Genomic DNA, 16,764 nt, shown 5'->3' on the forward strand with positions numbered 1-16,764 from the left:
TAAGGCTGACTGCGCCGATGGTACTGCACTCGGGAGGGTGTGGGAGAGTAGGACACCGCCGGACACCTTTTATAGGGGGTCGTATTCGAGGAAGAAGCACCAGTGATGGTGACTCGTTCCACGAATACGACCCCCTTTTTTGTTGTATAGAGTTTTTGCGAATAGCGCGCACCTGGAGGTAGCACATGAACGATCGGGACCGACGAGAGCGCCCGGACGACGGTGCACCCCGGCAGCGTCGCGAGGGCTCGCCGTACCGCGGTGACCGCAACGACGGGCCTCGCTCCCGCCGCGACGACTCCGGCGGGCGCTTCGAGCGTCGCGACGGTGGTCAGGGCCGCAGCGGCGGATACCGTGGCGATCGTGACGATCGTGGACCCCGCCGCGAGGGCGGTCAGCGTGAGGGCGGTTACCGTGACGGTGGTCAGCGCGATGAGCGTCGCCCGTACCGCGGTGACCGTGACGACCGTGGTGGCCAGCGGCCGCAGCGTGATGGTCAGCGCCCCCAGCGTGATGGTTACCGCTCCGATCGTCCGTTCCGTGGCGACCGCGACGACCGTGCGCCCCGCCGTGAGGGCGGCCAGCGCGAGGGTGGCTACCGTGGCGGTGGGCAGCGTCGCGAGGGTGGTTACCGTGATGGCGGGCAGCGCGATGAGCGTCGCCCCTACCGCGGTGATCGCGACGACCGCGGGCCCCGCCGTGAGGGCGGCCAGCGCGAGGGCGGTTACCGTGACGGTGGGCAGCGTCGCGAGGGTGGCTACCGTGATGGCGGGCAGCGCGATGAGCGTCGCCCCTACCGCGGTGATCGCGACGACCGCGGGCCCCGCCGTGAGGGCGGCCAGCGCGAGGGCGGTTACCGTGACGGCGGTCAGCGTCGCGAGGGCGGTTACCGTGATGGCGGTCAGCGTCGCGAGGGTGGTCAGCGTCGCGAGGGTGGTTACCGTGATGGCGGGCAGCGCGACGAGCGTCGCCCCTACCGCGGCGATCGCGACGATCGTGGGCCCCGCCGGGAGGGCGGCCGCGACGGTGGTCGTGATAGCGGCGGTCGTGGCCAGGGACCGCGCGAGACGTACGGCCGTGGTGGCACCCGTGGCGGCGGCCGGAGTGACCGCGGCGGCCAGGGTCGTGAGTACACCGAGGCCGAGCGTCTGCAGCACGAGCTGCGTCCCGTCCGCGCGGAGCACGACGATCCGATCCTTCCGGACGAGGTCAGCGCGAAGGACCTGCACCCGGCGGCTCGCAACGAGCTGAAGACCCTTCAGGTTGATCTGCAGGATCGTGTCGCACGCCACCTTGCGATGGTCGCCTTCCTCATCGACGATGACCCCGAGCTCGCACACCAGCATGCCCTCTCGGCAAGCCGTCGCGCGGGGCGCATTCCGGTGGCGCGCGAGACGCTCGCGATCACCGCGTACCGTACGGGCGACTTCGCCCTCGCCCTGCGCGAGCTTCGCACGCACCGCCGTTTGAGCGGCCGCGTGGAGCATGTGGCGCTCATGGTCGACTGCGAGCGCGGTCTCGGCCGCCCGGAGAAGGCGATCGAGACGGGCCTTGAGGTCGACACGAGCACGCTTGAGACGGAGGAGCGCGTGCTTCTCGCGATCGCGATGTCGGGTGCCCGCCTCGATCTGGGCCAGACCCAGCAGGCGCTCTTCGAGCTCGAGATCCCCGAGCTGAACCCGAAGAAGGGCTTCTCCTGGAGCCCCGACCTCTTTGCTGCGTACGCGGCGGTGCTCGAGGATCTGGGGCGCACGTCTGAGGCGAAGCAGTGGCTGGCGAACGCGGACCGTGCCGCGGCGGCGCTCGAGCATCACCACGGTGGACGCGACGAGCTCGAGGTCTTCGAGATTCTTGAGGAGGAGCCCGAGCCGGAGTACGACGCTGAGGCTGAGAACACGGTGTCCCCGGAACCCGAGGCGGAGCCCGCCGAAGCGGAGCCCGCCGAAGCGGAGCCCGCCGACACCGAGTCTGCCGACACCGAGGTTGCGGACGCCGCGGCCAACGCTGACGAAGTTCCGGCAGCTGACGATGCCCCGGCAGCCGACGATGCACCGGCCGCGCCCGAAGACCAGATGTCGTTTGCGGACGCCATCGAGGCCGAGGTTGATGAGCTGTTGGCCGAAGCCGGCATCACCGGCGGCGATGAAGACGCATCGGAGGAGAGCGCACAGTGAGCCTGTTTGGTCGGCGTCGGACGCCGATGGGTCCGGCGCCGATCGAGGGTCGCGACCTGTTGCTCGCCGACCTTGACGGCGTGGTCTACCGCGGCCCGGGCGCGATCCCGGGCGCGGTTGCGGAGTTGAATCGTGCCGCCGAACGCATGCCACTCGGCTACATCACCAACAATGCATCGCGCACCGACCACGCGGTCGCCGCGCACCTGCGCGATCTCGGCCTGAACGCTCAGCCGAACGAGGTGGTGACGTCCCCGCAGGCCGCCGTCACGCTCCTTCGAGAGACGATCGCCCCGGGCGCCACAATCCTCGTGATCGGCGGCGAAGGCCTGACCGACGAGCTCACGAAGGCCGGCTACATCGTGACCCGCAGCGCGGACGACAACCCCGCCGCAGTGCTGCAGGGCTTTGCGCCGGAGGTGGGCTGGACGGAGCTCGCCGAGGCCGCCTTCGCACTCGCGGAGGGCCCGAACGGTGAACAGCTGCCCTGGATCGCAACGAACACGGACTGGACTATTCCCGTCGCCCGCGGGCTTGCACCCGGCAACGGCACGCTCGTGTCTGCAGTGCACACCGCGGTGGCGCGCCTCCCGGTGTTTGCAGGCAAGCCGGAGACACCGATTTTCGAGACAGCGTTCTCGCGATTCGGCACCCGCAATGCGCTGATGGTGGGCGACCGACTCGACACAGACATGAAGGGCGCCCGCGCCGCGGGGATCCCGTCCGTGCACGTGCTCACGGGCGTGGACCGGCCGAAGCAGCTCGTGGCGGCTTCCCGGGACATGCACCCCGACTTCATCGTGGCAAGCCTCGCGGAGCTGCATGAGCCGTACCCCAGCACGGTGCAGTTGAAGGACGGCTCGATGCAGGTGGGCACCGCGCGCGTAGGTATGGATGGTCACATTGTGCGCATCGATGCGGAGGGCGACTCGCAGATCAACCTGTTGCGTGCCGGCTGCGCGGCGATCTGGAACTCTGGCCTGGCGATCTACGGTCTGAAGGTGCCTGAGGCGCTATACGCGGATCACTGGCGGTAACCCACAGATTGGGATCCCGGACGATGTCCGGAGTGCGGGCTAGGCTGGGAGACATGAGCAGTCCCGACACCCCTGTGCCCGGGGCCACGCCGGCCGCGAGTGATCCCACCGATGGCCTGCTGAGCCGCGTGGAGCTGATCGAGGCGCAGCCGCTGCCGGAGCGGGCCGCACGCTTCGAGCAATTGCACGACGAACTTCTGACGGACCTGCAGCGGGGCGACCTCGGTGACATCTGAGGACCAGCGCCGCGCCGCGCCGTGGCAGGGGAGCAGCGCGGAGCGGCTTGACCGCGTGCTGCCCGAGCTCGGCCTCGCGCGCTCACGCAGCCGTGCCGGCGAGCTTATCGCCGAGGGGCGTGTCAGCATCGACGGCCGTCCGGCGCGAAAGCCCGGCGTGAAGGTGAACGTGGGAGCGCTCGTCGAGGTGACTGGCGACGACCACTACGTGGGCCGCGCGGCGCACAAGCTGATCGCCGGTCTCGACGAATTCGGGATTTCCGCGGAGGGCGCCCTGGCGCTTGACCTTGGCGCGTCGACCGGTGGGTTCACACAGGTGCTCCTTGAGCGCGGCGCACGGCTCGTGCAGGCGATCGACGTGGGCCGCGACCAGCTCGCGCCGAGTCTCCGCGCGGACGACCGGGTGCGGCTCGTCGAGGGGCGCAACGCGCGAGAACTCACCTCCGAGAACCTTGCGGCAGACACGGGCATCGCGGAGCGGCCCACGCTCGTGGTGGCCGATCTCTCGTTCATCTCGCTCACGCTGATCCTGCCCGCGATTGCGCGGACCGTCGCCGCCGACGCGGAGCTCGTGCTGCTGATCAAGCCGCAGTTTGAAGTGGGCCGGGTGAAAGACGGGGTGGTGACCGATCCCAAGCAATGGGCCGAGGCGATCCGCCTCGTGCTGCGCGCGGCCGAGGCAAATGGCTTCGCCGCACGCGGGCTCGCAATCTCTCCCATCGCGGGAGGAACGGGGAACCGAGAATTCCTGGTGCATTTTGCGCGCGGCGCGGAACCGCTTCCGACAGAATGGGAGGAGCGGATCGCGGCCCTCACCGGGCCCGAAGCCCCGAACGAGCGCGCCGAGGCCGGCCCGCGGAAGGAGCGTGATGACCACGGTGCATGAGGAGGCCGCACGGCGGATCCTGATCGTCTCCCACACTCACCGCGACGAGGCGATCGCGGCGACCATTGAGGCGGTGGCTGCCCTGCAGGTCGCCGGCGTCACCCCGGTCTTCCACGCCGAGGACCGCGCGGAGTTCGCGCCGCACCTCGACGTCTCCCGTGTTGCGACGCTCGACGATGGCGTCATGCGCGATGAGCTCGAAGTGGCGATCGTGTTGGGCGGCGATGGCACGATCCTGCGCGCCGCGGAGCTGCTCCGCGGTTCCGAGTGCCCCATCGTGGGCGTCAACCTCGGCCACGTTGGCTTCCTCGCCGAGATGGAAAGCTACGATCTCGCGTCCACAATCGACCGCGTGCTCAAGCGCGACTACACGGTTGAGGAGCGGCTCACGCTCGAGGTGAGCGCGAGCCTGGACGGGGAGTCCATCGCCGAAACGTGGGCGCTTAATGAGGCGAGCGTCGAGAAGCGGCGCCGCATGCTTGAGGTCGAGATTGGGGTCGACGGCCTGCCTGTCTCCTCGTTCGCGTGCGACGGAATGGTCGTGGCGACCCCCACTGGGTCGACGGCGTATGCATTCTCTGCGGGGGGCCCTATCGTGTGGCCCGGCGTGCAGGCCATGCTCATGGTGCCCATCGCGGCGCACGCGCTCTTCGACCGGCCGCTCGTCACCGGCACCGACTCGGTGCTGAGCGTGCGCATCCTGCCCGAAAATGTGGGGCCCGGGGTGCTGTGGTGCGACGGTCGCCGCCGCACCGAATTGCCCGCCGGGGCGGTCGTTCGGGTGCGCCAGTCGCCACTCTCGGTGCGCTTGGCGCGCCTCAGCACCGCGCCGTTCTCGGACCGCCTCGTGAAGAAGTTTCACCTCCCGGTCTCGGGGTGGCGGGGCAACGGACGTGGAGGGCGCGCATGATTGACGAACTGCGGATCCGGGATCTCGGGGTCATCGCCGACGCCACCCTGCCGCTCGGCCCCGGCTTCACCGCGATTACCGGCGAGACCGGCGCGGGCAAGACGATGGTGGTGAGCGCGCTCGGCCTCCTCATGGGCGAGCGCAGCGACGCGGGCGCGGTGCGCACGGGGGCCGCGCAGGCCCGTGTGAGCGGTGTGGTTCGCACCGCGGACCCCGAGGCTGCCGAGCAGGTCGACGATCTCGGCGGTGACATCGAGGATGGCGAGCTGGTGCTCAGCCGCACCGTCAGCGCTGAAGGGCGTAGTCGTGCCAGTGTGGGCGGGGCGAACGCGCCCGTTGGCAGCCTCGGGCGGCTTGCCGAGCGGCTCTTTGCCGTGCATGGCCAGTCTGAGCAGTTGCGTCTCCGCTCGACCGTGGCGCAGCGAGAGACCCTTGACCGCTTTGGTGGGCCCGCGCTGGCAGCGGTTCTCACGAACTATCGCGACGCCCATCGAGCCCGGCGCGAGCTCGGCGAGCAGGTCGCCGAACTGACCGCCGCGCGCGACGAGCGCGCCGCCGAGGCCGCGCGTCTGCGCACTGAGCTCGACGAGATCGCCGGCGTCGACCCGCAGCCGGGCGAGGACGCCGAGCTGACCGCTCGCATCGAACTGCTCAGCAACGCCGAGGCTCTGCGCGCCGCGACCGCGACCGCGCACGAAGCACTCGCAACCGAGTCCGACGATCCAATGAGCCGCGACGCCGGCAGCCTCGTGGATGGTGCCGTGCGCGAGCTGGAGCGCGTTGCAGAGCATGATCCGCGACTCGCCGCCGTGCTCGACGCGCTGCGCAGCGTGAGCTTTCAGATCGCCGATGGGGCGCGCGAGCTCGCCGCGTACGTGGATGATCTCGACCAGGACGGGCCGGGGGAGCTGGCGCGCGCGAACGAGCGCCTCGCCGCTCTGAACGGCCTGTTCCGCAGCTATGGAGTGGACGCTGCCGCCGTGATCGACTATTCGTCAACCGCAGCGACCCGGCTCACCGAGCTCGAGGGAGACGACGAACGGATTGAGGAGCTCGCCGCAGAGCTTGAGACGGTCACCGCACGCGAGCGCGAGCTTGCGGCGGAGCTCACCGAGCTCCGCACGGCGGCCGCAGCACGGCTGTCCGAGCTGGTCACTGTCGAACTGCGGCAGCTCGCGCTGCCCGACGCCGAGTTCCTCGTGACCGTTGCCCCGCTCGATGCGCTCGGCAACGCGGGCGGCGATGAGGTGCAACTGCTCCTTGCCCCGCACCCCGGCGCTACGCCGCGGCCGATTGCGAAGAGCGCGTCCGGTGGCGAGCTCTCCCGCGTCATGCTCGCGCTTGAGGTGGTGCTCGCGGGCGTCGACCCCGTGCCCACATTCGTGTTCGATGAGGTCGACTCGGGTGTCGGCGGCGCCGCCGCGATCGAGATTGGGCGCCGACTGGGCCGCCTCGCGCGCACCTCGCAGGTGATCGTCGTGACCCACCTCGCGCAGGTGGCGGCGTTCGCGAACAACCACCTGCAGGTGGTGAAGGATTCTGCGGGCGGATTCACCGAGTCGAGCTGCCAGCGCTTGGACGGCGACGCGCGTCTCGCGGAAATGGCGCGTCTCCTCTCTGGGCTCAGCGATTCCGAGAGCGCGCTTGAGCACGCCGCGGAGCTGCTCGCGCTGCGCGAGGAAATCTAGCCGCGTCTCGCGCAAAGCGCTGTCACACGCAGGGAGGTTCCGCCCGGTGTCCACGGTGGGTGCTACGCTCCCACACATGGCGAAGATCTTCCGACGACGGCAGCAGGCTGCCCCGGTCACCCCTGATATTGGGGCAGGTGAGGCGGCGAAGGCTGCCTACCTCGACTCGCACCCGGCGGTGAAGCACGCGGACATCGAGCAGATGGATGCGGACACTCGGGAGATGTACCGTGATGCGCGCGAGGCCGCCCTCGACGCCCAGGAAGAGCGGGCGAAGAGCCCGGCCCGCGAATTCGTGGTGCGCGGCCCGTTCCAGCTCGGCTTCACGGTGACACTCGGCGTGCTCGTCGCCATGCTCTTCGGGGGCATGGTCGAGCAGCTCACCACCATCATCATGTACGTGGTGGCGGCGCTGTTCGTGGCGCTCGGCCTCGACCCCGTGGTGCGCTGGCTGGAACGGAAGAACATCAAGCGCGGGCTCGGCATCGGCATCGTGTTCGGCGGCTTCGTCGTCGTGATCGCATCGCTGCTCAGCATCGTCATCCCGATGATCGCGAACCAGATCTCGCTGCTCGTGAAGAGCGCGCCCACCCTGTTTAAGGACATCACCACGCAGGCGTGGTTCATCGACATCAACGACCGCTTCGGGCGCTTTGTCGACTTCGACGAGCTCCTCAAAACCGGGCAGGATCTGGTCAGCCGCCCCGAGAACTGGGCGCAGGTCGCCGGTGGGGTGTGGCAAGCCGGCGTTGGTATTGCCAACGGCCTCACGGCTGCACTTATCGTGCTGATCCTCACGCTCTACTTCCTCGCCTCCCTGCCCACCATCAAGCGTGCGTTCTACTCGCTCGTTGCGCGTTCCGGCCGCGCGAAGGTGATGGACATCACCGAGCAGGTCACGAAGTCGGTGGGTGGCTACATCAACGGCATGGTGGTGCTCGCGTTCGTGAACGCCGTGCTGGGCTTCATCATGATGTCGATCGTTGGCGTACCCTTCGCGAGCTTGGTCGCGGTCGGCGTGTTCTTCCTCGCACTGATCCCGCTCGTCGGTTCGGTCATGGCCACCGTTCTCGTCTCGGTGGTGGCGCTCTTCAACTCGCCCACCACCGCACTCATCGCCGCCGCGTACTACCTCGTGTACATGCAGATCGAGTCGTACCTCCTCACGCCGCGCATCATGAACCGCGTGGTGTCTGTGCCGGGCGCACTCGTGGTGATCGGCGCGCTCGCCGGTGGCACGCTGCTCGGCCTCCTCGGCGCGCTCATCTCGATCCCGGTCACCGCGATGGTGCTGATGATCATCAAGCAGGTGTGGGTCCCGCGGCAGGAGATCCGCTAGGGGAGAACACTTTCGCACCACGCACCCGGACACTACTGATAGGATCGAAGCCCGTGGGAACAGAGCAGCGCGCGGAACAGACCAGCATCACTAAGCACATCTTCGTCACCGGGGGTGTTGTCTCCTCTCTCGGTAAGGGCCTGACGGCGGCAAGCCTCGGCAACCTTCTGACAGCACGTGGTCTCCACGTGGTCATGCAGAAGCTGGATCCGTACCTGAACGTTGATCCGGGCACGATGAACCCGTTCGAGCACGGTGAGGTCTTCGTTACCGACGACGGCGCGGAGACCGACCTCGACATCGGACACTACGAGCGATTCCTGGGCATCAACCTGTCGCAGGCCGCAAACGTGACGACCGGGCAGATCTACCAGCAGGTCATCGCCAAGGAGCGCCGCGGCGAGTACCTCGGCCAGACCGTGCAGGTGATCCCGCACATCACGAACGAGATCAAGCGCCGCATGCGCCTGCAGGCTGAGCAGACGCCGCAGCCTGACGTGATCATCACCGAGGTTGGCGGCACTGTCGGCGACATCGAGTCGCAGCCCTTCCTCGAGGCCGCACGCCAGGTGCGCCACGAGCTCGGCCGAGGCAACGTGTTCTTCGTGCACGTGTCGCTCGTGCCCTTCATGGGTGCTTCGGGTGAGCAGAAGACGAAGCCCACGCAGCACTCGGTTGCGGCACTGCGCTCGATCGGCATTCAGCCCGACGCGCTCGTACTGCGCAGCGACCGCCCGGTCACCGAGGACAACCTCCGCAAGATCGCCCTCATGTGCGACGTTGAGGAGCGCGCCGTGGTGAACGCGATCGACGTGCCCAGCATCTACGACCTGCCGACCCTGCTGAACGATCAGGGCCTCGACAAGATCATCACCGAGACCCTCGGACTCGAGGAGCGCGCGCACGACGTCGACTGGACCGGCTGGCAGCCCGTGCTCGACGCGGTGCACCACCCGAAGGGCGAGATCACGCTCGCGCTCGTTGGCAAGTACATCGACCTGCCCGACGCGTACCTGTCGGTCACCGAGGCGCTCCGCGCAGGCGGCTTCGCGCACTCCACGAAGGTCAACATCCGCTGGGTGCCCTCCGACGACTGCGAGACGCCCGAGGGTGCGCTCGCTGCGCTCGGCGACGTGCACGGCATCTGCGTGCCCGGTGGATTCGGCATCCGTGGCATCGAGGGCAAGCTCGGCGCGCTCCGCTTTGCGCGTGAGAACGGGATCCCCACGCTCGGCCTGTGCCTCGGCCTGCAGTGCATGGTCATCGAGTACGCGCGCAACGTCGCCGGCCTCGAGGGTGCGTCCTCGACCGAGTTCGATCCCGAGACTCCGGTTCCCGTCATCGCGACGATGGCTGAGCAGGTCGATATCATCGACGGCGGCGACCTGGGCGGCACCATGCGCCTCGGCCTCTACGAGGCTGCGCTCGCGGAGAACTCGCTCGCGGCCGAGCTCTACGGGGCGCCGACCGCAACCGAGCGTCACCGCCACCGCTACGAGGTGAACAACCAGTACCGCGACGAGATCGCGGCCGCAGGCCTGTCGTTCTCGGGCACCAGCCCCGACGGATCGCTCGTCGAGTACGTTGAGCTGCCGCGCGAGAAGCACCCGTTCTACATCGCCACGCAGGCGCACCCCGAGCTCCGCTCGCGTCCCGGCACCCCGCACCCGCTGTTCGCGGGCCTCGCCGGTGCCGCGATTGAGCGCCGCGACGCTGCGCGCCTCTTCGAGGTCAACGGCGGTGAGTAACCAGCCTCAGCAGGCAGGCGCGCCCCTCGCGGACGCGCCTGCCGAGGTCGAGGTGCTCGCGAGCGAGCTGCTCGTCCAGGGGCATGTGTGGGATGTGCGCCGTGATCGCTTTCGCTTCGGCGATGGCGAGCTGGTGCGAGATTATCTCGATCACCCCGGCGCGGTCGCTGTCCTCGCGATCGACGACGCCAACCGTGTGCTGCTCATCCAGCAGTATCGCCACGCGATCGCGCACCGCGACTGGGAGATTCCCGCGGGGCTGATGGATATGCCGGGGGAGTCCGGGCTTGCTGGCGCACAGCGCGAGCTGGCCGAGGAGGCTGATCTCCAGGCTGAGCGCTGGGATCTGCTGCTCGACCTGTACCTCTCGCCGGGCGGCACGAGTGAGGCCATGCGCATCTTCCTGGCCCGTGGTCTGCGGCCCGCCGAGCACGACTACGTGCGCGGCGAAGAAGAAGCCGAGCTGGTGCCGCACTGGGTGCCCCTCGAGGAAGCGGTCGCCGCGGCACTCGATGGTCGGATCCAGAACGCCGTGACCGTGAGTGCGGTGCTTGCCGCCGAAGCCGCGCGCAGCCGCGGGTGGGCGACGCTGCGCGATCCCGAGCAGCCGTGGACCGCACGCGCCGCAGCACGCGGAGAGCGCTCGCGCTGATGGCACTTGGCGCAGCGCAGGGGGCCGAGCGGTTCCTGCGGCACGTTGCGCTCGAACTCGGGCTCTCCGCGAACAGCCAGGCCGCGTATCGGCGCGACCTCACCGCCTATGCGGGCTGGCTTGAGGGGCGCGGGATCGCGGACCTCGCACAGGTGACGCCTGCAACGCTCTCCGAGTACGTCGCCGAGCTGAGCGGTGTGCGCGATGCGCCGGGAAGTGATGCCGCACAGTCGGGCGATGGCGAGGCGGCCGCAGGCGCTGCTGCCGGACCGCAACCACTCGCGCCCGCCTCCATTGCGCGTCGCCTCTCCACCGTGCGGGGGATGCACCGTTTCCTGTTCGAGGAAGGCCTGCTCGACACCCACGCGGGGAGCGGCGTGCGCACTCCGAAGCGGGCCCAGCGCCTGCCCAAGGCGCTTCCCGTTGCAGACATCGAGGCGCTGCTCGCGGCGGCCGGCGGGGGAGACGAGGACAGCGCCGCGGATCCTGTCGCCCTGCGCGACCGTGCGCTGCTCGAGCTGCTCTACGCGAGCGGTGCGCGCGTCAGTGAGGTGTGCGCGCTCGATCTGGATGACCTGCTGATGACCACCGGTGGGGATGCGTGGACGGACCCCGTTGCCGCGCTCGGCGAGGGCGGGCTGCTGCAGGTGACCGGCAAGGGCGCGAAGCAGCGAATTGTGCCGTACGGCAGCTATGCGGGGCGCGCGCTCGCTGCATACCTCGTTCGTGCGCGCCCACACTTGGTTGCGGCGGGCCGCGGGACCCCAGCGCTCTTTGTTGGCCCGCGTGGTGGCAGGCTGTCGCGGCAGAGTGCGTGGTTGGTCATTCGCGCGGCCGCTGAGCGTGCGGGGATCACCGCCGAGGTCTCGCCGCACACGCTGCGCCACTCGTTTGCGACGCACCTGCTCGCCGGTGGCGCCGATGTGCGCACGGTGCAGGAGCTCTTGGGCCACGCGTCGGTGACGACGACGCAGATCTACACGCAGGTGACCGCGGACACGCTGCGCGAGCACTACCTGCTGGCGCATCCCCGGGCCCGCTAACCCCGCCGCCCACCCTTCGCCCACCCTTCGCCCCGCCTCCGCCCCCTCGGGATCGGGGTCACTTGGGCAGGGTGTCGCGTTCCCCGCATCCGCAACACCCTGCCCAAGTGACCCCGATTCGTGGGGGGAGGCGGGGTGCTCGGTTTTCGGGAGCGGGGTTGGCGTGCTACATTTTTGTCATTCGATCGATCGATCGATCGAATGACACGACGTTGGCCGAGCGGCCCGCGGGGGAGCGACCCCACTGACAAAGGAGTGAGTGAGATGACGAAGCACGCAACCACACGAATCGGCGCGATTGCCCTCGCGCTCGCCGCAGGCGCACTGGGCCTCACCGCCTGCAGCCCGGCGGCCGGGGCGAACACCGGATCGAGCGACGGGAGCGCAGGCGCGCTCCCCACGATCGAGGCGGGCAGCTTCACCTGCTCGATGAGCGGCGAGTACCGCCCCTTCAATTACTTCGACGAGACCGGCAAGGTTGTCGGCTTCGACGTCGACATGTGCACGGCGATCGCCGATGAGCTGGGCCTGGAAGCGAAGCCCGTCACAGCTCCGTTCAACTCGCTGATCGGCGGTCTGTAGGCGGACCGCGCCGACGCGATCATCGGCTCGCTCGCCGCGACCGAGGAGCGCAAGCAGCAGGTGCTCTTCACCGAGCCCTACTACGAGACCGGCGCCTCGCTGTTCGTTCCCGCCGACTCGACGGTCACCTCGATCGCCGACCTTGACGCTGCGAAGGTGGGTGTCACCCTCGGCACCACCTTCGAGGAGTACGCCCGCGAGCAGGCGAACATCGCCGAGGTGAAGACCTACCAGGCCGACCCCGACGCGCTGAAGGACCTCGAATCGGGCCGCATCGACGGTGTGATCACCCAGGGCTTCATCGGCAACTACCTCGCGAAGAACGCCGGCTTCAAGGTGAAGGAGGTGGGCGACGTGCTGATCCCCGACGTCGCCGCCATTGCGGTGGGCAAGAACAACCCCGAGCTGCGCGACGCGATCGACGCGGCCCTCGTCACGCTGCGCGACAACGGCACCTACGACGCGCTGAGCCAGGAATGGTTCGGGGAGAGCTTGGGCTAAAGCCCCAGCTCACACTACGAAACGAAAGAACGAGAACACACAGATGGAATTCCTCCAGTCGCTGCTGTCGAGCTGGCCGGTGTTCGTGCAGGGCCTCGGGGTCACGCTCGCACTCACGGTGCTGACCCTGATCTTCTCGCTGATCCTCGCGGTGCTCATTACCGCGATGCGGCTCAGCGGCAAGAAACCGCTCGTCTGGTTCGCGACGGCGTACCTGGCGATCATCCGCGGCGTGCCGCTGATCGCCCTGCTCTTCGTGATCTACTTCGGCATCGTCTCGGTGGTGAAGGTCGAGGCCTTCACCGCCGCCGTCGTCGGCCTGAGCATTCACACTTCGGCATACGTCTCCGAGATCCTCCGCTCCGGCCTCGCCTCGGTGCCGAACGGCCAGGTGGAGGCAGCGCGCTCGCTCGGCATGAGCCGAATGCGCACACTGCAGAAGGTCGTTGGGCCGCAGGCGATCCGCGTCGTGGTGCCGGCCCTCGCTAACCAGGCGATCATCTCGCTGAAGGACAGCTCGGTCGCCGCATTCATCACGGTTGGCGAGCTCTTCATGACCGCGCAGCGCCTGTCCGCTGCCTCGTTCGAACCGCTGACCTACTACAGCATCGTCAGCCTGTACTACCTCGCGATCGTGGGCCTCATGACCCTCGGTGTGAACCGCGTCGAGGCCTACTTCCGGAAGCGAGGATAACCCCGTATGCACACGACACTCCAGGCTCCCTCAGCCACCGACACCACCCCGCGGGTGCGCATTCGCGACGCGGTGAAGCGCTACGGCGACCACACCGTGCTCGACGGCGTCAACCTCGATGTCGCCTGCGGCGAGGTGACCGTGCTGATCGGCCCCTCGGGCGCCGGCAAGAGCACGCTGCTGCGCTGCATCAACGGCCTCGAGCGCCTCTCCGCGGGCTCGGTCGAGATCGACGGCGCGCACCTTGACTACCGAGAGCGCACGCTGAACTCGATGCGCCAGAACGTCGGCATGGTGTTCCAGTCGTTCAACCTGTTTCCGCACCTGACCGTGCTGCAGAACATCACGCTCGCGCAGCAGTGCGTGGCGAAGCAGGGCCGGGACGTCGCCGAGGCCACGGCGCTGGGGCTCCTCGACCGGGTGGGTCTCGCCGCGAAGAAGGATGCCTACCCGCGCTCGCTCTCCGGCGGGCAGCAGCAGCGCGTCGCGATTGCCCGAGCGCTCGCGATGAGCCCGAAGCTGATGCTGTTCGACGAGCCGACCTCCGCGCTTGATCCCGAGCTGGTGGGTGAGGTGCTCGCGGTGATGCGCGAGCTTGCACAGGACGGCATGACCATGGTCGCGGTGACGCACGAGATGCGATTCGCTCGGCAGGTCGCCGACACGATCGCGCTCGTCGCCGACGGGAACATTCAGGAGCAGGGACCGCCCGAGCGCGTGCTCGACGACCCCCAGTCGGACCGTGGGCGCGCCTTCCTGCGTCAGATCACGGAGGAGGGATGACCCCCGGCGCTGCGGGGGCGGCTGACCCCGGTCTCGATCGGGATCCCGACCCGGATCCCGGCGCGCTCTTCTCCGACGCCGCAGCGTACCCCGGGGCGAGCGAGCTCGTCACCTGCCGGATCGCGGGGGAGACTGCCCGGATCGAGCTGAACCGGCCCGAGCGGCTGAACGCAGCGTCGGCCGAGCTCATCTGGGGCCTCGCGCACGCGCTGCATCGCGTGCGCGAGGCGCGGTGCCGCGTGGTGGTGTTGAGCGGTGCCGGTCGTGCGTTTTGTGCCGGGCACGACCTCAAGGCGCCGCCCCTGCCGCGCCACTCGGAGGCCGCGTGCCGCCATCTTGATCGCCTGCAGTTCGTCAGTCGAGCGCTGCGCGATCCCGAGCTGGTGTCTGTGGCGAATGTGCACGGCTTCGCCTACGGGGCGGGCATCGAACTGGCCCTCAGCTGCGACTTTGTTGTGGCGGAGCGCGCCACCCTGTTCCGCTTCCCGGAGGTGTCGGTTGGCCTGTCGGTGACGGGCGGGATATCGTTCTACCTTCCGCAGGCAATCGGAATGCCGCGGGCAAAGGAGCTCATCATGCTGGGGGAACCGTTCGACGCGCAGACGGCACACACGCTCGGCATGATTACGCGCGTGGTCGATGGCGACGCGCGGCATGAGCTGAGCGCGCGCATCACCGGGCGGCTGCTCGAGCTGCCGCACGAGGCGCTCGCGCTCGCGAAAGGCACGATCGAGCGCGTGTTTGCTGACGTCGCCGCGCGCGCGATGGCGCTGGAGATCGAGAATGGGCTCGACACCGGCGGTGCCGCGGACGCGGAGGCAGCCCGAGCGCGGTTCAGCGGGCGCGCGTGAGCACCGCGCAGCTCCCGGCGCTCGCCACGCGGGTGGTGGAGGATCTCGCACAGCCCCCGCGTTTCGCCCGCGTGCCGCTCGATGAGGCTACTGACATCGGTGGCCTCATCGAGCGCGCCGCGCGCCTGTGGCCGGACCGCGTGGCCTGGCGGTTTGACCCGGGCGGCGATGCGCTGACGTTTGCCGAGGTGGAGACCCGCACGCGCGCCCTCGCCGCCGCGCTCGCCGCAGACGGGATCGGGGCCGGCGATCGGGTGGCGCTGCTCGCCCCGAACACCGCCGCGTTTCCGCTGTGCTGGCTCGCGCTCGCCCGGCTCGGCGCCACGACCGTGCCGGTGAATGTGCGCTATCGCCGGCGCGACCTCGCGCACGTGCTGCGCGCGAGCGCACCGAAACTGTTGCTTGCTGACCCGAGCGCGCTCACCACCGCGCACGCCGCGGCCGAGTACGCGGAGAGCCACGTGCGCGTGGTGGCGCTCGATGCGTACCTCGCCGCCGCAGCCGCGCAGTCAGGGCGCGAGCCCACGCTCGAGCTGCCGGCCGCACCCGGCCCCGACGCGGTCGCGAACATTCAATTCACCTCGGGCACCACTGGGCCGCCGAAGGGCTGCGTGCTGAGCCACCGCTATTGGCTTGCCCTTGCCTGGACGTTGATGCGAGAGGCGCCCGGCATCTCCGGATCGGATGTGCTGTTCACCGCGCAACCAATGTCGTACATCGACCCGCAGTGGAACGTGATTGTTGCGCTCGCGGCCGGCGCGGAGCTCGTCGTGGCCGACGGGTTCCACCCCACGACCTTCTGGCAGCGGGTGCGGCACTACGGCGTCACCTACTTCTACTGCCTCGGCCTCATGCCCGTGCTGCTCGAGCGCATGCCCGCCAGCCCACTTGACCGCGAGCATCGCGTGCGGCTCATCCAGGCCTCAGCGATTCCGCCCGCGCTGCACCGCACCCTCGAGGAGCGGTGGGGCGTGCCGTGGCTGGAGGCGTTCGGTATGACCGAAACCGGGTCTGACCTGTTCATGCCCGAAATCGAGGGCTCCCGCTTCGCCGCGAGCGCATGGATCGGCGTGCCCCGCGCGCACCGCGAGGCCGCCGTCGTCACCCCCGAGGGCGCGGTCGCCCGTGCGGGGGAACCCGGCGAACTGTGGATCCGGGGGGACGGCCTGTTCCTCGGGTACCTCGGGGAGGAGGATCGGAGCGGTGCTCCTGACACCTGGTTCCGCACGGGCGACATCGTGCAGCACGACGGCGCCGGCCGCATCGCGTACGTGGGGCGCACGAAAGACATGATTCGCCGGGCGGGTGAGAACGTCGCCGCGGTTGAGGTCGAGAGCGTCATCACCGCGCACCCGGCGGTGCAGGTGTCCGCCGTCACGGGACTGCCCGACGAACTGCGCGGTGAAGAGGTCGCGTGCTTCGTGCTGCGCGAGCCCGGCGACCCCCGCGACGACGACACGCTCTTCCGCGATCTTGTTGAATACTGCGCCGCGGAGCTCGCGAGCTTCAAGATTCCCCGATACTGGAAGTCGGTAACAAAGCTCCCGCGGACGGCTTCCGAACGCGTGGCGAAGCACAGGCTCGCAGAGTCGCTCGATCGATCGAGCTTCTGGGACCTGCGAGGCGAGAGGTAACCCGAG

The 16,764-nt window shown here is 69.0% G+C and carries 15 protein-coding genes and 1 pseudogene; 15 read left to right on the forward strand and 1 reads right to left on the reverse strand.

The features are described from left to right. The coding region (locus D3226_RS13860) for a hypothetical protein (RefSeq protein ID WP_202383273.1) at positions 1–1,340 on the reverse strand (1,340 nt) is incomplete at its 3' end. Here D3226_RS13860 and D3226_RS13865 point away from each other — a divergent pair. From D3226_RS13865 to D3226_RS13940, 15 genes and pseudogenes are all read left to right on the forward strand, one after another. Beyond that, complete coding sequence (locus tag D3226_RS13865) at positions 1,299–2,174, forward strand: hypothetical protein (RefSeq protein WP_237462942.1); 876 nt, start codon at positions 1,299–1,301, stop codon at positions 2,172–2,174. The genes D3226_RS13860 and D3226_RS13865 overlap by 42 nt on opposite strands. Next, positions 2,171–3,211, forward strand: coding sequence for an HAD-IIA family hydrolase (locus tag D3226_RS13870; RefSeq protein WP_202383207.1), 1,041 nt, complete (start codon positions 2,171–2,173; stop codon positions 3,209–3,211). The genes D3226_RS13865 and D3226_RS13870 overlap by 4 nt, the downstream gene beginning before the upstream one ends. 53 nt (positions 3,212–3,264) lie before the next feature. After that, positions 3,265–3,447, forward strand: coding sequence for a hypothetical protein (locus tag D3226_RS13875; protein WP_202383208.1), 183 nt, complete (start codon positions 3,265–3,267; stop codon positions 3,445–3,447). After that, on the forward strand, positions 3,437–4,333 hold the full coding sequence (locus tag D3226_RS13880) for a TlyA family rRNA (cytidine-2'-O)-methyltransferase (RefSeq protein ID WP_202383209.1): 897 nt from the start codon (positions 3,437–3,439) through the stop codon (positions 4,331–4,333). The genes D3226_RS13875 and D3226_RS13880 overlap by 11 nt, the downstream gene beginning before the upstream one ends. Continuing rightward, positions 4,317–5,243 (forward strand): NAD kinase, encoded by a 927-nt coding sequence (locus D3226_RS13885; protein WP_202383210.1) that lies wholly within the window; start codon positions 4,317–4,319, stop codon positions 5,241–5,243. The genes D3226_RS13880 and D3226_RS13885 overlap by 17 nt, the downstream gene beginning before the upstream one ends. After that, positions 5,240–6,931 (forward strand): DNA repair protein RecN, encoded by a 1,692-nt coding sequence (gene recN / locus D3226_RS13890; protein WP_202383211.1) that lies wholly within the window; start codon positions 5,240–5,242, stop codon positions 6,929–6,931. The genes D3226_RS13885 and recN overlap by 4 nt, the downstream gene beginning before the upstream one ends. Positions 6,932–7,007: 76 nt before the next feature. Continuing rightward, positions 7,008–8,270: an AI-2E family transporter gene (locus tag D3226_RS13895; protein ID WP_202383212.1), complete on the forward strand. Its 1,263-nt coding sequence runs from the start codon at positions 7,008–7,010 to the stop codon at positions 8,268–8,270. A gap of 53 nt (positions 8,271–8,323) precedes the next feature. Further along, complete coding sequence (locus D3226_RS13900; protein WP_337249009.1) at positions 8,324–10,018, forward strand: CTP synthase; 1,695 nt, start codon at positions 8,324–8,326, stop codon at positions 10,016–10,018. After that, positions 10,011–10,670, forward strand: coding sequence for an NUDIX domain-containing protein (locus D3226_RS13905; RefSeq protein WP_202383213.1), 660 nt, complete (start codon positions 10,011–10,013; stop codon positions 10,668–10,670). The genes D3226_RS13900 and D3226_RS13905 overlap by 8 nt, the downstream gene beginning before the upstream one ends. Then, positions 10,670–11,713: a site-specific tyrosine recombinase XerD gene (locus D3226_RS13910; RefSeq protein ID WP_202383214.1), complete on the forward strand. Its 1,044-nt coding sequence runs from the start codon at positions 10,670–10,672 to the stop codon at positions 11,711–11,713. Before D3226_RS13905 ends, D3226_RS13910 begins: the two co-directional genes overlap by 1 nt. Before the next feature lie 429 nt (positions 11,714–12,142). Then, positions 12,143–12,796: pseudogene (locus D3226_RS13920) on the forward strand (transporter substrate-binding domain-containing protein). 43 nt (positions 12,797–12,839) lie between these two features. After that, complete coding sequence (locus D3226_RS13925) at positions 12,840–13,490, forward strand: amino acid ABC transporter permease (RefSeq protein WP_202383216.1); 651 nt, start codon at positions 12,840–12,842, stop codon at positions 13,488–13,490. Between the two features lie 6 nt (positions 13,491–13,496). Next, entirely contained in the window at positions 13,497–14,273 is a 777-nt protein-coding gene (locus D3226_RS13930) for an amino acid ABC transporter ATP-binding protein (protein ID WP_202383217.1), read from the forward strand. Continuing rightward, positions 14,270–15,124, forward strand: a complete 855-nt coding sequence (locus tag D3226_RS13935) for an enoyl-CoA hydratase/isomerase family protein (RefSeq protein WP_202383218.1) — start codon at positions 14,270–14,272, stop codon at positions 15,122–15,124. Before D3226_RS13930 ends, D3226_RS13935 begins: the two co-directional genes overlap by 4 nt. Further along, positions 15,121–16,758: an AMP-binding protein gene (locus D3226_RS13940; RefSeq protein WP_202383219.1), complete on the forward strand. Its 1,638-nt coding sequence runs from the start codon at positions 15,121–15,123 to the stop codon at positions 16,756–16,758. The genes D3226_RS13935 and D3226_RS13940 overlap by 4 nt, the downstream gene beginning before the upstream one ends. Positions 16,759–16,764 lie beyond the last annotated feature (6 nt).

The sequence above is a fragment of the Leucobacter chromiireducens subsp. chromiireducens genome, from assembly GCF_016758255.1.
Classification (GTDB): domain Bacteria; phylum Actinomycetota; class Actinomycetes; order Actinomycetales; family Microbacteriaceae; genus Leucobacter; species Leucobacter chromiireducens.

Coding starts and splice junctions, on each gene's coding strand:
- D3226_RS13875 (WP_202383208.1), top strand. CDS start 3,265: ATGAGCAGTCCCGACACCCCTGTGCCCGGGGCCACGCCGGCCGCGAGT.
- D3226_RS13910 (WP_202383214.1), top strand. CDS start 10,670: ATGGCACTTGGCGCAGCGCAGGGGGCCGAGCGGTTCCTGCGGCACGTT.
- D3226_RS13925 (WP_202383216.1), top strand. CDS start 12,840: ATGGAATTCCTCCAGTCGCTGCTGTCGAGCTGGCCGGTGTTCGTGCAG.
- D3226_RS13935 (WP_202383218.1), top strand. CDS start 14,270: ATGACCCCCGGCGCTGCGGGGGCGGCTGACCCCGGTCTCGATCGGGAT.
- recN (WP_202383211.1), top strand. CDS start 5,240: ATGATTGACGAACTGCGGATCCGGGATCTCGGGGTCATCGCCGACGCC.
- D3226_RS13885 (WP_202383210.1), top strand. CDS start 4,317: ATGACCACGGTGCATGAGGAGGCCGCACGGCGGATCCTGATCGTCTCC.
- D3226_RS13895 (WP_202383212.1), top strand. CDS start 7,008: ATGGCGAAGATCTTCCGACGACGGCAGCAGGCTGCCCCGGTCACCCCT.
- D3226_RS13865 (WP_237462942.1), top strand. CDS start 1,299: ATGGTCGCCTTCCTCATCGACGATGACCCCGAGCTCGCACACCAGCAT.
- D3226_RS13930 (WP_202383217.1), top strand. CDS start 13,497: ATGCACACGACACTCCAGGCTCCCTCAGCCACCGACACCACCCCGCGG.